Raw genomic sequence first — 15,559 nt, forward strand, 5'->3', positions numbered from 1 at the left:
CTCCAGCCAGCGGAATGCGCGCAGTGATCTATTGCGGCAGGTATTCGAATCCGATCAAGAGTGGCACAGAAGCGGCCGGAACCGAGTAAGCAGAATTCGCCGTCGCAGGGGAGAAAAGTCAACGCGACGCGTCGTCGTGAATGAACTTGTCGCGGACGCGCACAGCGTCGGTGCTCTCATAGTTTCCTTTTTGCGAGGCAGGCCATTCATGCCGTCCGATCTGTCAGTGGTTCTAATGCGGAGGTCACGTGCCAGGGACACCAGAGCGCCTAGGTGACTGCAGGATCGCCGTACTCGCCAGCCGGGTCGGCGCCGACGAGAAGAGGCTGTTCGACGCATTCGACCGGCGCGGGGTCCCCTTCGAGCAGGTCGACACGCGCAGACAGTGGTTCCTGGCCGGGCAGCGTGATCTGCCCTGGGATCTCGCGCTGAACCGGGAGATCGGCCAGGTCCGCGCGGCGTACGCGGCCCGCTGCCTCGCCGTGGCGGGTGTCGACGTCGTCAACAGCGCGGACGCGACCGAGGCGTGCGGCGACAAGTGGCGCTCCACGGTGGCCCTGGAAGCGGCCGGGGTGCCGACACCGCGCACCGTGCTAGGCCTCACCCCGCAGGCCACGCTGGCCGCCCTGGACTCCCTCGGCTATCCGGCGCTGATCAAACCGCTGGTCGGCTCGTGGGGCCGGCTGGTGGTCCGGCTGCCCGACCGTGCCGGGGCGGAGAGTGTCCTCGAGTACGCCGCCGCGCTGCCCGGTCCGCAGTCGCACCTCGGGTACGTGCAGGAGCTGATCGACAAGCCCGACCGGGACATCAGGGTGATCGTGGTCGGTGGCCGCGTGCTGGGCGCCGTCTACCGGACCGGCGAGGACTTGCGCACCAATGTCGCACTCGGCGGGCGGACCCTGCCGTGCGAGGTGACACCCGAGATCGCCGAGCTCTCCCTCGCCGCGGCCGCCGCGGTCGGCGCCGACATCGCCGGTGTCGATCTGATCGAGGACCGCGACGGCAGGCTGCTGGTTCTGGAGGTCAATCACCGGGTCGAGTTCACCGGTTTCCAGTCCGCACTCGGCGACCGGGTCGACGTCGCGGACCACATCGTCGACCACCTACTGGAACGAGCGCAACGATGAACTGGGCGTTCACCTCATCGGGCAACGTCACCGAGACGTACGCCGCCGGGCTGCTGCGCAAGATGCTGGAGATCCCCTCCTCGTCCTACCAGGAGCGCGCGCTGGCCGACTATCTGGCCGACGCGATGGCGGACCTGGGCTTCCGGACGCACATCGACGCCGTGGGCAACGTGATCGGCGTGATCGAACGCGGTGCCGGCCCGACCCTGATGCTCCTCGGCCACCTGGACACTGTCTCGGGTCAGCTCCCGGTCCGCTCCGAGGACGGCAGGCTCTACGGCCGCGGCGCGGTGGACGCGAAGGGACCGCTCGCGGCGATGATCTGTGCCGCGGCCGGCGCGGTGGACTTCCCCGGCCGGATCGTGGTGATCGGCGTCGTCGAGGAGGAGACCCCGCGCTCGCGTGGCGCGATGGCGATCAGGGCCACCCACGACCGGCCGGACGCGCTGATCATCGGCGAACCGAGCGGCTGGTCGAGCGTGGTGCTCGGCTACAAGGGCAAGCTCGACCTGCGCTACACCGTCAAGTGCGCCGCCACGCACCCCAGCAACCCGGCGCCGAAGGCGTCCGAACTGGCCGTCGCCTGCTGGGACGCGCTGGTCGATCTGCTCGGGCCGGGCGCCGGTCACGGCGTGTTCGGCCAGCCGGGCGCGACGCTGTGCCGCCTCAACGGCGACCTGACCAAGGCGACGGCGGACCTCAGCGTCCGTATCCCACCGGGATTCGACGTCGACGGGCTGGTGCGCGCGCTGCGCGACCGTCTGCCGGCCGGCGACCTCGACGTGCTGAACTCGGTGGCGGCCTGCCGGGTGGGCCGTGCCGACCCGACGGTCCGCGCCCTGGTGTCCGGTATCCGCCGGCAGCATGCCCAGCCACGGCTGGTGGTGAAGACCGCCACCTCGGACATGAACACCCTCGCCGAAGTCTGGGACATCCCGATGGCGACCTACGGTCCGGGCGACAGCAGCCTCGATCACGCCGACGACGAGCACATCGTGCTGTCGGAGTACCTGCGTGGCATCGACGTGCTGACCATCGCCATCTCGGAGTTGGCACACCTGCCCGCGGGCTCCGGCGACCACGCGAGCGACGGACCGCGGCCCGTGAGGAGCCTTCGGTGACCGACATGACCCAGCGTCTCGCCGCGCTGCCCGCGGAGCGCCGCGCACACTTCCTCGCGCGGCTGAGGGAGCAGGCGGACGCCGCGGCGCGGAGAGGCCCGACGCCGCGCGGTGACACGGGTCCGGTACCGCTGTCGCACGCGCAGGAGACCCTCCTGTTCCTCGACCGCCCGGCGCCGGACAGCCGTGTCACCGGGGCGCCGCTGTGCCTGCGCCTGCGAGGGAGTCTGGACACGCACGCGCTGCGCTCGGCGCTGGCCGCGGTCGTGGCCCGGCACGACGCGCTGCGGACCGAGATCGTGGAGCGCGAGGGCGGCCCGATGCAGGTGGTCGTGCCCGAGGTCCGGGTCGAACTGCCGCTGGTCGACGCCGAGGGCGCCGACCACGAGCAGCGGCTCGACGCCGCGCGGGCCCTGGTGGAGAGGCGGAGCGGGACACCGTTCGACCTGGCCAGGACGCCGGTGTGGCGCGCGCTGCTGGTCCGGGTGGAGCCGGACGACCATCTCTTCGTGCTCGACGTACCCCGCATCGTGTGCGACGACCGGTCGCGGGGCGTGCTGATGCGTGAACTCGCCGAGTTCTACCGGTCGTTGCGCGACGGCTACGGGCCGCGGCTGCCCGATCTCCCCGTACAGTACCCGGACTACGCGGTGTGGCAGCGCGGCCGAGGCGCGGGCGGCGACCTGGACAAGGCGGCCGCGTACTGGCGGAACAAGCTGGCGGGCGCCGAAGTACTGGAGTTCCCGACCGACCGGCCACACGGTGAGACACGGACCTTCGCGGGCGACAGCGGGAGCTTCCCCGTCCGGCGCGAAGGACTGGAGCGGGCCAGGGGACTGGCCCAGGACGAGGGCGCGCGCCCCTTCGACGTCCTCGTCGCCGCGTTCTTCACCCTGCTGCACCGCTACTCCGGCCTGGACGACCTGGTGATCGGCTCGCCGGACGCGAACCGGCGGGACGACGCCCTGTCGTCGGTGATCGGACTCTTCACCGACATGACGGTGCTGCGCGCGGACGTCTCCGGCGACCCGACGTTCCGCGAGCTGGTCCGGCGGGTCGCACATGTGTCGTCCGAGGCGTACGAACAGGGCGGCCTGCCGTTCGACAAGCTCGTCGACGCGGTGGAACCGGTCCTCGACCGGTCACGCTCACCGGTCTTCCAGATCGTGTTCGGCGCGGACGACACGCGCCCCACGACCGGCCTGCCCGGCGTCACCACCTCGTACGAGACCGTCCGGACCGGCACCTGCCGGTTCGACATGAGCTGGAACCTGACGGAGCGGACGGCGCCCGGCGGCGACGCACGCCTTGCCGTCGAGTTCAACACCGGCCTGTTCGACGCCGAGACCATCGCCCGGCTCGCCCGGCACTACGACGGACTGCTCGACACCCTGACCGCCGCCCCCGACGCTCCGCTGTCCGCCGCCGAGGTGCTGAGCCCGGCGGACAAGGAGTTCCTGGCCGAGGCCGGCAGGGGGCCGGCGCGGCCGGTACGCGAATCCACCATCGTGGAGGAGTTCGAGACGCGCGTGCAGGAGTCTCCGGACAGCGTGGCCGTCGTGGTCGCCGGCGTCGAGACCGGCTACGCGGAACTCAACGCCCGGGCGAACCGGCTCGCCGTCCTGCTGCGCGAACACGGCGTCGAGACGGGCTCGCGGGTCGGCCTGTGTCTGCGCAGGAACGTGGACGTGCCGACGGCGATCCTCGCGGTGCTCAAGACCGGCGCGGCCTATGTGCCGCTCGACACGGCGCACCCCCCGGCGCGGGTCGCGGAGATCGCCGCCGACGCGGGGTTGCGCGTGGTGATCGCGCACGCCGAGGCCGCCAGGACCGTGAGCGGGGTCGACGCGCCCGTCGTGATGCTGGACGACGTCCGCGAGGAACTGGCGGCGATGCCCGGCCACAATCCTCCGCTCGCGGCGGAGCCCGGCGACGTCGCGTACGTCATCTACACCTCCGGCAGCACCGGCAAGCCGAAGGGTGTGCTGCTCGAACACCGCGGCGTGGTCAACTTCATCGACTCCACACGGGACTTGTTCGACCTGACACCGGCCGACCGGGTGCTCGGGTTCGCCTCGGTGACCTTCGACGTCTCCGTGTTCGAGACGTTCTCGGCACTGCTGACCGGAGCACGCCTGTGCCTGGCGACCGAGGACGAGCGACTGTCCGTCGACCGGCTCCAGTCGCTGATGGAACGCGCCGGGATCACGGTCATCGACCTGCCCCCGACCGTGATGCCGCTGCTGACGCCCGAGAAGTTCACCGGCCTGCGGATCGCGTTCGTCGGCGGCGAGGCGTTCAGCGGTGAGCTGGTGAACCGGTGGAACCCTGGCCGGCGGCTCTTCAACGGCTACGGGCCGACCGAGTGCACGGTGACGATGATCGTCGAGGAGTGCCTGGGCACCTGGGACGCCTCGCCGCCCATCGGCCTGCCCATGACCAACCACGTGGCCCATGTGCTCGACCGCGACCTGCGGCAGGTGCCGGTCGGCGTACCGGGTGAACTGGTGATCGGCGGCGCCGGGTTGGCGCGCGGATACCTCAACCGGGACGGGCTGACCGCGGAGAAGTTCATCGCCGACCCATTCGGCACCGCGCCCGGTGGACGGCTGTACCGGACCGGAGACCTGGTGAAGCGGCTGGCGGACGGACGCCTCGTCTTCCTCGGCCGGATCGACCAGCAGGTCAAGATCCGCGGATTGCGGATAGAGCTGGGCGAGGTGGAGTCGGCGTTGACCGCCTTCGACGGAATCGGTCCGGTCAGCGTACGGGCGTGGACCGACGATCACGGGGACAAGCACCTGGTCGGCTACCTGACCGGGGTCACCGGGCTGCAGACGCCGGCGGTACGCGAACACCTGGGCACGCTCCTGCCGTCGTACATGATCCCGTCGTACTTCGTGGTGCTCGACGAGCTTCCGCTCACCAGCAGCGGCAAGGTCGACTGGCGCAGGCTGCCCGCGCCGGACCTGAGCCGTACGAGCGAGGGGGACGGCGACGAGTCGCTCACCGCGACGGAACGCGCGTTGCTGCGCGACGTGCTCGCCCCCCTGCTGCGCGACGACCGGCTCGGCGTGCACGACGACTTCTTCCTGTCGGGCGGCAACAGTCTCCAGGCCGTTCAGCTGATGTCGGCGATCAACCGCAGGTTCGGGGTGGAGATCACCCTCGGCGACTTCTTCGTCTCGCCCACCGTCGCTCACCTGGCCGCCGCCATCGACACGGTCCACGCCGCACGGCGCGACGACGGCGATCCGCTCGACGCGCTGGAGAGCGTGTCCGGGCAGGAAGCGGCCCGGACCGCCGCGCCGGGTGACGACCGGGCGCCCGTGGTGATGCGGGCGTCGGGACCGGCGCAGGTGATCCTGCTGCACCCGTCGGGCGGCGAACTGTTCTGCTACATACCGCTGGCCAGGGCGCTGCCCGAGAACATCGGCGTGACCGGTTTCGCCGCCGATCCACGCGACACCTCCGCGCCTCCGCGGGACGCGATGGAAGCGACCGCCGCCAGGATCGCGCAGTCCCTGATCGAGACCGGCCTGCCGGAGCCGTGCTGCCTGGCCGGCTGGTCGTACGGCGGGGTGCTCGCCTTCGAAGTCGCCCGGCAGATCGAGCAGAAGACCGGAGATCGGCCGCCGGTGGTCCTGCTGGACGCCGCCTACGACGAGGACTCCGTCCCCCTCGACGAGCCGACGGTACGGCAGCGATTCGTCCACGATGTCGCCAGGCTGACGGGACGCGACGGCTCGGCGGTACGCGCGGTCCTCGACGACCCGGCAGCTGGCGCGGCCGACGTCGGGAGGACCCTGATGGACCTCGGCGTCGAACTGGACCTCCCGGAAAGGGAGTTGGTCTCCCGCTTCGAGACCTTCCGTTCCTCCGCCCTGTCCCTGCGGGCGTACCGCCCACCGGGCCCGTACGGCGGACCGGTCACCGTGCTCACCGCCTCGCCGCACATCGCCATGGAAGAGCAGTGGCGGACGGTGTGCACGGGCCCGTTCCGGGCCGAAAGCGTGCCCGGCGACCACTACACCCTTTTCGCGGAACCGGCACTGAGCCGGGTCGTCGCGGCGATCGAAGAGACGCTCGCCCCTTGAGGAGACGTACATGCGGTTCGGATTCACCGAGGATCAGCAACGGTTCCGGGCGGACGTGCGCAAGACGCTGCGCTCCGCCGAGGTGCGTGCCGCGGCGGCTGAGGCCACCGGCGCGGACGGCGTCGAGCCGGACGGGCGTCCGCTCTACCGCCTGCTCGGGGAGCTGGGGCTGCTCGCCGTGCACTGGCCCGTCGAGTTCGGCGGGGAGGGCCGCCTGCTGACCGACGCCGCCATCGTCGCGGAGGAACTGGTGCGCGCGGGGGTGCCGGACACCTTCCACGTCAACACCATCCAGATCGTCGGGCAGTTCCTGCTGATGGCGGGCAGCGACGAGCAGAAGCGCCGGTACCTGCCCGCGCTGGCCCGCGGGGAGAGTTTCGCCTCGGTGCTCTACACCGAACCGGACGCGGGATCGGACCTCGGTGCGCTGCGGGCCGTGGCCGAACCGGACGGCGACGGCTACCGGGTCACCGGTACGAAGGTGTTCAGCCTCAAGACCCGGTTCGTCGATCTCGGTCTGTGCGCGGCCCGTACGACGCCGGGCGCCGGGAAGTATCAGGGAATCAGTCTGTTCCTGGTCGACATGGGCGCCCCCGGTGTGACGGTCACGGTGATACCCGGCATCGGCGACGAGCACTTCCACCGGGTCGACCTCGACGGGGTCCCGGTGCAGGGCGCTGCCCTGCTCGGACCGCGCGACGAGGGGTGGCCGCTGCTCAACGAGGCACTGGCCATCGAGCGCACCGGTCTCGACTATTACCTCAAGGCGGAGCACTGGCTGGAGGCGGCGCTGGACGCATTGATCGACGGCGACCGCGACTCCCCGCACGAGGCCCGCCTCGAACAGATCGGCCGCTGGCACGGCGCGCTCGCGGCGGACCACGTCCTCGCCTGGGAGGTGCTCACCGGCCTGGCGTCGGACCAGGTCGATCAGGTCTCGGCCGCGGTCGCCAAGTACCACAGCAGCGAGCTCGCCCAGGCCATCGCGGCCTGGGCCGCCGACACCCCCAGCCCCGCCCAGCGGGCGGACCGCACCGGTCCTGCCGTGATCCTGGACTCCGCCTACCGGGAGGCGCCGGGGCTCACGCTGTCGGCGGGGACCTCCGAGGTGATGCTCCAGATCATGGCCGCCGCGTTCGACTCCATCGGACAGGAAGAGCACTGACATGGACCTCACCCCCGATCCGCTCGGCATCCAGCTGCGCAAGGCGTTGCGTACGGGTCTTGCCGGCGTCCCCGTCCGGAGGGAACTGCACGGCGCGCCGGTGGCCGACGGGGCCCTGGGCCCGACACGGACGGTGCTCGACGAACTGGGCGCGGCCGGCTTCGAACGGCCGGCGTCCGAGGGCGGTCTCGGCCTCGGCCTGACGGCCGGGGTGCTCGTCAGCGAGGAACTCGGCCGCGCGGCCTGCGGCAACTCCTACCGGGCCGATGCGATGGCAGCCGACATGGGCGGCCCGCCGGGCGCGGCACTGGCCGGACTGGAGGCACTGCCGGCTGACACCGGGGTCACCGCGACTCCGCGGACGGGCGGCTGGGAACTGACCGGCACGGTCACGGTGGACCACGTGGGTCCCGGGCCACTGCTGGTGGCCACCAGGACGGGCGTCGAGCCGGTGCTCGTCGCGGTGCCGCGCGATGCGGCCGGCGTCGGCGTGGAGAGCGGGTGCTGGCCCGCGGTCGTCCGGTTCGCGTCCACGCCGGTCACCGCGGCGGACGTGGTCGGGACGCTGGACGACTCTCCCGGCGGTCCGCTCGCGCGGGCACGGCTGCGGCAGGCCGCCTATCTGCTGGGCATCGCCGGCGGCGCGCACCGGATCGCGGTGGGATACGTCGGCTTCCGCCGGCAGTCCGGCACCCGGTTGCGTGATCTGCCGGCGGTGTCGTTTCCCCTGGCCCGGGCCCTGGTGGCCCTGCGCGCGACGAGTGCGGCGGTGTACCAGGGGGCCTGGCTGGTCGACTCCGAGCCGGACGCCGTCGGCACCGCGCCGGTCGTCGCGCTGGCGATGGCCGCCGAGACCGCGCGCGACGTGGTGCGGGTGAGCATGCAGAGCTGCGGGGTACGCGCGATGACGGCGGAACTGGGCCTGCACCGGTACTTCCGGCTGGCCGCGGCCGAGTCCGCCCGGTACGGCGATCCCGCCGCACTGTGGCGGATCGTCGGCGCGGACCGCGTCCGGGCGGCCCGCCGCGCCGCCGTCGGCGCGGACTTCGCGGGCGCGGCGGCCCGGCAGTAGCGCTCAGCTCGCCCGCAGGCCGCCCGCCGGCTCCAGTCTCCGGTCACCGAAGGAGTGCCCCGCCGAGTTGATGAGCCCGGTCCGGTAGGCCAGCGACACGAGCTCGGCGCGGTCGCGGACGCCGAGCTTCGTGCGCACACGGTAGAGGTGGGTACGGACCGTGGCCTCACCGATGATGAGTTCGCGGGCCACCTCCTCGGTGGACATGCCGCCCGCCACCATCCGGGTCACCTCCCGTTCCCGCGAGGTCAATTCGGTGACCTCGGGGCACAGCGACGCGGTCTCCTGACGCTCCGGCTGCTCACGGAACCAGGTGACCAGGCGCCGCGCGATGTTCGGCGCGAGCATGGTCTGCCCGGCGGCCGCCGCCTGGATCGCGGTGATCAGCTCCTGGGGGCTCGCGTCCTTGCCGAGCAGACAGTTCGCGCCGGCGTGCAGCACGTCGCTCACCGTCTTGTCTGCGTCGGACGCGGTGAACACGACAACGTTGGGCGGCTCTTCCTCCTTGCCGATTCTGCGGATCATCTCGAGTCCGGAGATGGTCTGGAGGTTCAGATCCGTGACCACGACGTCGGGCCGCGTGGTGCGCACGGAGACGATGGCCTCCATGCCGTTGTCGGTCGTGCCGATCACGTCGATGTCCGGCACCGCGTCGAAGAGAGTCCTGAGACCGTCCACGATGATGGGCAACGGGTCACAGATGAGCACCCGGATGGTCATGGTGTTACCCCTTGATAAGGATGACGAAGAAGCCTTGCTGTCCCGATCGGGACCGCGGCGCGCGACGGCGCGAGGCTGGCCGCGGAAGGCATCTGTCCGGACTCATCGGCGTGACGAGCAGCGGTGCGGGTGACACGAGGGAAGACCGGACGCGGGTCCACCGCCCGACGCGGTGTCGACTCTCGACAGTGGCTCTTCCGGGTGGCCGGAGTGCCGGGCCGCAACCAGTGGTCGCGGCCCGCTCGGTCAGCCGTTGCCGTGGTCGTCGAGCGGGCTGGAGACGAGCCCGCTCGACGAGAGGGCGGAGGCGACGGTGCGCTGCCCGGTCCCCGGCGCGTCGGCGGCCGCGGAGGCCGTGAAGCCGCCCAGAAGGACCCCGAGAGCAATGACGGTGGCAGCTACAGAGGTGACGCGCATGAGTGAACTCCTTCAGAACCGCAGGTCTTATTCGACTCCGCTGATGCTGCCGAACCGTCTTCCCGGCCCGTTCCCCTCCGGACACCCGGCCGATCCCCGCGTCGTGGGCCGCTCGACGCGCAGGACGTCACCGGGCGCTCTCCGGCACTTTCATGAGAGAGAAGAGGACATCCGCCGCCGAGCGGTGCTGCAGGGCCGCCTGCCGGTCTCCCTGGGCCTCGGCGGTACGGGCGAGGCCCCACAGCGCACATGCCTCGTCGTAGCGCAGCTCCATGCGGCAGGCGATCTCGTGGGCCAGCAGCTGTTGAGTCTGCGCCATGTCCAGGTCGCCCTGCGCGTACCGCACGCGCCCGGCCGAGAGGTGCACGGGGGCGCGGTAGATGTCGCCGGTACTGCTGTTGGCCATGGCGAGGGCGTGGTCGGCGCTGTCCGCCGCCTCCTCCAGGTCGCCCAGGCGCACCAGTACGTCGGCCCTTCGCGCGAGGACGAGCGGCAGCACGGAGGGCATGCTCATGCGCCGGCACCGTTCCAGCGCCGCGTCGGCCCGGGCGAGCGCCTCCTCGAAGCGGCCCAGGCCCTCGATCGCCTGGGAGAGATTGCTCAGCGCGCCGACGGAGAGCTGGATCTCCTTGATCGAGTCGAAGATGGTCACCGCCCGCACCGCCGACTCCACCGCCTCCTCGAAGCGCCCGAGCCGCGTCAGGATCAGGCTCAGCATGCTGAGCGACGACGCTTCGAGCCGGGTGAAACCGAGCTCCTGCGCCCGTTCCTTGGCCTCCTGGTTCAACCGCAGTGCGCGTTCCAGCTCCCCCATGCTGCTGTACACCTGTCCCAGCCGGGCCCGGCACGCCGCCTCGCTGGGCATGTCCTCCATCTGCCGGGACAGTTCCACGGCCTCTTCCAGCCGGGTGACCGCTTCGCGCAGGCGCCCCAGCCGCCACTTGCCCATGCCCAGGTTCATCAGGTTCCGGGCGGTCAACGTCTGGTCGCCGAGCTGCCGCGACGCCAAGACCCCCGTCTCCAGCGCCGCGTTCGCCCTGGTGTCGTAGCCGCGGATGCTGGAGTGGAAGCCCAGCTCGTGCGGCAGCCGCGCGGCGTGCCACAGCAGTCCCCCCTGATATGCGGCCTCCACCGCCGCCAGCAGACTGTCGCGGTGCTGGTCGAGCCACTGGAGTGCCTTGTCCTTGTGGTCGAATTCGGGGTGTGCCCCGGCTTCCTCGCCGCGGTCTCCGATGTGGTGCCGTCCGGGAAACAGCGTGTCGCACGCGCGTTCCGCCGTGTTCAGGTAGTGATCGAGCAGGCGCCGCATCGCCTGCCCGTCCTCCGGCGCCCTCTCGCTCTGCGCGACCCGCTGCACGAAGCTGCGCACCAGGTCGTGCAGCGCGTACACCCCCGGCTCCCTGGCCTCCAACAGCCGTACGTCGACCAGCTCTTCCAGTACGTCCTCGGCCGTCAGAACGTCGGTGTCCAGCAGTGCGGCGGCTTCCTCGGCGTCCAGATAGCGTCCGGGGTGGTGCCCCAGGAGCCGGAAGGCTGTCTGCTGTTCCCGGGGCATGGACTGGTACGACAGGAGCAGCGCGCCCGCCACCCCTCGGCCTCCGCTGGTGAGTTCGTCCAGGCGCCTGCTGTGGTCCCGCAGCCGTTCGACGAGTCGCTGGACGGTCCAGTGCGGGCGGTTCGCCAGCCGGGCGGCGGCAATCCGGACCGCCAGCGGGAGTCCTCCGCACAGCCGCAGCAGCTCACGGGCCGCGTCCGGTTCCTTCTCGACGCGTTCGACACCCAGGGTGTTGCACAGGAGTTGGTGGCTGTCCAGGTCCGGAAGGGCGCCCACGGAGAGCCACTCAGCTCCGTCCAGTCCGGTCAGGCGCGGACGGCTGGTGATCAGGACCAGGCTGTCGGAGGAGGCGGGGATCAGCTCCCGTACCTGTGCGGAGGCGGCGGTGTTGTCGAGGATCAGCACCATGCGACGGCCTCGCATGTAGGCCTGCCATCGCGCGGCGCGTCCCGCAGGCACCGTGGGTATCTCCTCGCTGGGGATGCCGGCGGTGGCGAGCAGGTCTCCCTGCGCGTGGAACGCGCTGAGCGGCGTCTGACCCGGCGTGAAGCCGTGCAGATCGATGAAGAGACTGCCGTGCGGATACTGCTCGGCCAGTTGATGGGCGGCGCGGATGGCGAGCGCCGTCTTGCCGCCGCCACCCATGCCGTCGAGGGCCAGGACCGACGGCGCCCCCTCCGGGAAGCGTCTGGCCGCCGCACAGATCCATTGCAGCTCGGAGCTGCGGCCCGAGAAGTCGGGTACGTCGAACGGCAGTGCGTGCGGGGTCTCGGTCGCCGGGCGCGGGACACGGGACGCGGCGCGTGCCGGGCGGGTGAGCGACGCATCCTGGCGCAGGATGCGTTCGTGCAGTCCGGTCAGCTCCGCGCCGGGGTCGATGCCCAGTTCGTCCGCGAGCCGAGCGCGGACGCTGGTGAACTCGTCCAGAGCGGCGGCCTGTTGCCCGGAGTGGTAGAGGGCGATCATCAGCCGGCCGCGCAGCGTCTCGCGCAGGGGATGCTCGTCGACGAGGACACGCAGCTCGGCCGTGATCCCGGCGGCCTCGCCCGCGTCGATGCACAGGTCGTAGAGCTGCTCGGCGGCGGTGAGCCGTTGCTCCTCCAGGGCCGTCGAGGCGGCGTCGACCACCCGGCCGCCGGAACCGGACAGCACGGGCCCTCGCCACAGCGCCAGCGCCTCACGTAACTGTGCGGCGGCCCGCCCCGTCTCCCCCATGTCCAGGGTTTCCCTGGCCTGCCGCAGCAGCTTCTGGTAGCGCAGCAGATCCAGTTGTCCGGCGCCGACCACCACGCGGTAGCCGGGTCCGTCGGTGACGATGATGTCGGGGCCGTGGGGTATGCGACTGCGAAGTTTGGCCACCGTCTTGCGTACCTGGTGCTCGGCGCTGTCCGGCGGATCCTCGTTCCAGGCGGCCATCACCAGCCGGGAGATGGGGACGACGTGCCCGGCCCCGAGGAGCAGCGTCACGAGGACACGTCGTTGCACAGCTCCGTTGACCGGTATGAGAGCGTTGCCGCTGCGGACCTCCAGAGACCCCAGAATGGCGAACTCCGGTTGAGGACTTGTCACGTCTTCAACAAGTCTCGATTGCACGGCCCGCACGTTGACCTCCCCCGTCAGCGATGAGATGGGACACCGCTCGCGCGAGAGTAGATCATTGTGTGGAGTTTATGCACTAGCCATATTGACTTATGAGACCGAACCCCCCAACCTTTGCCCGCTCCAGAAGGAGAACACGACTACGGGGCGCGTGTCACCGGTCTGCGGGCCGGATGTCGGCGACGAGATCGTTGCGCGCCCTGGCGACGCGTTCGCGGGTGAGCTCCGGTGTGTCGGCCTCGACGACCACATAGGCGCGCCGGGCGCGTGGGTCGCCGACGGGAGCGATCCGGTCGCCGACGGTGTACGGGAAGCGGGCTCCGCGGACCCACGGGGTGACGGCGATGTCCTCCGTGCCGGTGTACGTCTCCAGTAGCCCTTCGGGCAGCAGGAAGAAGCCGACCTCCGCGTACCGGGAAGCGCTCGGCACGACCGGGCGGCTGCCCAGGAGACCCGTGAGGACCGCCGCCTCCAGGTCGAACCCGCGCGCGATCTCCACGAGCAGGGGGATGCGGTCGGCGCCCAGGTGCGCCCGGCAGGACACGATCCGCGGCCCGTCGGGCAACAGCGCGACCTGTGTGTGGGCCGGACCGAAGCGGTAACCGCTCGCCGTCAGCCGCTCATCGACCACCACCTCGATGAACTTTCGTTCGTCGTCGGTCAACGGCGCCGGATGGAGGTAGCCCGTCACTAGGAAGTGCGGTGGCCCGGTGGTGCGTTGAGCCGTCAGCCCCACGACGTGGTGGATCCCGTCGACAGTCAGCGTCTCGACGCTCACCCGGGGAGCCTCCGCGGGGGCCCAGTCGTCTCTTTCGTAGACCTGGAGCCGTTCGTACACCGCCGGAGGGTTGGGAGACAGGCCCAGCTGCCATGCCTCCCGGACCACAGGCAGGACGGAGCTGCCGTGTCCGCAGTGCAGCACGGTGTCGATGCCATGGCGCCGCGCGGTCCGCGCGATGGCCTCGCGCAGTCCGGTCTGGTCGGTGAAATCGGCGAGCAGCAGCTCCTCGGAGTCCGCGTCGACGTACGGCGCGAAGTCGGCCTCAAGCTGCGACGGATCCCATAGCGACCAGACGAGGAGCCCCAACTTGGCGGCTTTTTGGACGAGTTGATGGCTCGGCATCACCAGGAGCAGTCTGGATTGCGAGCTTCTCGGAGAGTGTGCACACATACACGCCACTGTCTAATGCGGTCTTCCCGCCCCGGTCCCTTTCCCGTCCCCCCGCCGGGCGGCCTCGCCCGCCTTGCCGAAGCCCCGTTCCTGGCAAGGGACTTGAGGCCGCTCTCGTTCACGGGCGGGGTGCGGAGCCGGGTAAGCGAGAGGCGTAGCCGCGGTGGGGAAAAGTCGGCGCCATGCGTCCTGGCGGTTCAACTCGGCGCGGACGCGCAGCGTGCCCGGGTGTCCGTAGCGTCCGTCGTGCTGGCCGGCACGGCTGGTGCACGTCACCCCGGGCCCACCGGTGTCGACACGCCGATCGATAAGCAGAATCTGGTGGTGAGATGTCCGCGAACCAGTTCCGTTGTCTGTCAATAGCGTGTTGTCGAGCCACGTCGTCCGGTCAAGACATGCCGTTGTGCACCGTGTGAGACCTCCCGAGTACCAATTCGTCGCGCGTCGTGCGGGTGCGCCGTGCTGCTTTTCGCCGCGGACTTCTCACTGAAAACAGGTGTGCTTCTGTGCTCGAGAACTGGGTAGTCGAACCTGTCCGTATTCCGCTCATTCGCCGTCGTTGCCATGTGTGTGCGTCCGACAGCTTCCGGACAAGCGGCAAATTCCGTATCAACGCGAACCATAAACTCATCGACGTCTGGCTCCTCGCTCTCTGCACCGGGTGCGGGGAGACTACGAAGCTCGCGATCATGGAGCGGATGAATGTGCGCTCCGTCCGGCCCGAGCTGCTGGACCGGCTGCACGACAACGACCCCAAGCTGGCAGCCGAGTTGCTCCAGGATCCGGTCGTGCGCCGCCGCAATCACATAGCCCTCGACTGGGATGACGCCTGGCGCCTCGACACCGGCGGATCGGATCACCTGGACCGCGAGGTGATCGACATCTCGGTCCGCTTCGCGGCGCGGATCCCTGTCCGGCCGGTGCGACTGATCGCCGAGGGCTGCGGTCTTTCGCGGGCCGAGGTCGAGAGACTGATCACGGACGGGAAGCTCGTGTCGGCAGTCCGGCTGAGCGGCAAGCTCTCCGGCGACTTCACCTTCACGCTCAAGCGCTGAGCCCTCCCCGGGACGAGAGGCCTGTCCGGCAGATCCGCACCCCGACCCGCTCGACGCCGCCGTCAGTACGTGGTGCCCATCGCCGCACGGACCTCGTTCAGGGTGGCCTCGGACACTGGGGTTTGCCCAAGGGGGCCGAAGACCGCTCCGAGGCCTCGTCACGGTGGTCGTCGGAGGTGTCGTGCTCATCGACCCCTCGCTTTTCCGATCCCACACGAGCACACGCGGCAACGAGGCCTCCGCGTCCACTTCCATCTCCGCGTCCACTTCCGCGTCCGGTGCCCATAGCACCGGCGCGTCGCCCTCGGCCTCCCGCTCACCCAGCGCCTCGCCGTCAGCCTCCGCCACGACGAACGGCAGCGCTGAACCGGTGGGCCTCCCGCCCTCGTCCACCTCGTCGGGGGCAGGAGGCTCCTCCGTCGTACGCCCGAGCACGTCCGCGACCGCTGAGTACTTCCGG

10 protein-coding genes are annotated in these 15,559 nt (G+C 70.6%); 6 read left to right on the top strand and 4 right to left on the bottom strand.

Going from position 1 to position 15,559, the window contains the following annotated elements:
- Window positions 1-248: 248 nt before the first annotated feature.
- The 5 genes from lysX to ACZ4WS_RS33555 are packed head-to-tail and all read left to right on the top strand — an operon-like array spanning window position 249 to window position 8,582.
- Window positions 249-1,127 carry a lysine biosynthesis protein LysX gene (gene lysX / locus ACZ4WS_RS33535; RefSeq protein ID WP_467986476.1) on the top strand — a complete coding sequence of 293 codons (879 nt, stop codon included), beginning with the start codon at window positions 249-251 and terminating at the stop codon, window positions 1,125-1,127.
- Window positions 1,124-2,248 carry a M20/M25/M40 family metallo-hydrolase gene (locus ACZ4WS_RS33540; RefSeq protein ID WP_467986478.1) on the top strand — a complete coding sequence of 375 codons (1,125 nt, stop codon included), beginning with the start codon at window positions 1,124-1,126 and terminating at the stop codon, window positions 2,246-2,248. The genes lysX and ACZ4WS_RS33540 overlap by 4 nt, the downstream gene beginning before the upstream one ends.
- A gap of 5 nt (window positions 2,249-2,253) precedes the next feature.
- A complete protein-coding gene (locus tag ACZ4WS_RS33545) occupies window positions 2,254-6,345 on the top strand; it encodes a non-ribosomal peptide synthetase (RefSeq protein WP_467986616.1) in 4,092 nt (1,363 codons plus the stop codon).
- Between the two features lie 10 nt (window positions 6,346-6,355).
- On the top strand, window positions 6,356-7,510 hold the full coding sequence (locus tag ACZ4WS_RS33550) for an acyl-CoA dehydrogenase family protein (protein WP_467986479.1): 1,155 nt from the start codon (window positions 6,356-6,358) through the stop codon (window positions 7,508-7,510).
- A gap of 1 nt (window position 7,511) precedes the next feature.
- Window positions 7,512-8,582, top strand: a complete 1,071-nt coding sequence (locus tag ACZ4WS_RS33555; RefSeq protein ID WP_467986481.1) for an acyl-CoA dehydrogenase family protein — start codon at window positions 7,512-7,514, stop codon at window positions 8,580-8,582.
- Between the two features lie 3 nt (window positions 8,583-8,585).
- Here ACZ4WS_RS33555 and ACZ4WS_RS33560 read toward each other — a convergent pair whose 3' ends face one another.
- The 4 genes from ACZ4WS_RS33560 to ACZ4WS_RS33575 all read right to left on the bottom strand — a co-directional run bounded on the left by ACZ4WS_RS33560 (window position 8,586) and on the right by ACZ4WS_RS33575 (window position 13,996).
- On the bottom strand, window positions 8,586-9,302 hold the full coding sequence (locus ACZ4WS_RS33560) for a response regulator (RefSeq protein ID WP_467986483.1): 717 nt from the start codon (window positions 9,300-9,302) through the stop codon (window positions 8,586-8,588).
- Between the two features lie 246 nt (window positions 9,303-9,548).
- The gene (locus tag ACZ4WS_RS33565) at window positions 9,549-9,719 is read right to left on the bottom strand and encodes a hypothetical protein (RefSeq protein WP_467986484.1); all 171 of its coding nucleotides are present in this window, start codon (window positions 9,717-9,719) and stop codon (window positions 9,549-9,551) included.
- A gap of 127 nt (window positions 9,720-9,846) precedes the next feature.
- Window positions 9,847-12,759, bottom strand: a complete 2,913-nt coding sequence (locus tag ACZ4WS_RS33570) for an AfsR/SARP family transcriptional regulator (protein ID WP_467986485.1) — start codon at window positions 12,757-12,759, stop codon at window positions 9,847-9,849.
- A gap of 268 nt (window positions 12,760-13,027) precedes the next feature.
- Window positions 13,028-13,996 carry a phosphoribosylglycinamide synthetase gene (locus ACZ4WS_RS33575; RefSeq protein ID WP_467986618.1) on the bottom strand — a complete coding sequence of 323 codons (969 nt, stop codon included), beginning with the start codon at window positions 13,994-13,996 and terminating at the stop codon, window positions 13,028-13,030.
- Window positions 13,997-14,550: 554 nt separating this feature from the next.
- On the opposite strand from ACZ4WS_RS33575, the gene ACZ4WS_RS33580 reads away from it, so the two are divergent.
- Window positions 14,551-15,099, top strand: a complete 549-nt coding sequence (locus ACZ4WS_RS33580; protein ID WP_467986619.1) for a DUF1062 domain-containing protein — start codon at window positions 14,551-14,553, stop codon at window positions 15,097-15,099.
- Window positions 15,100-15,559: the final 460 nt, after the last annotated feature.

The organism is Streptomyces sp. NPDC029292, from assembly GCF_055569295.1.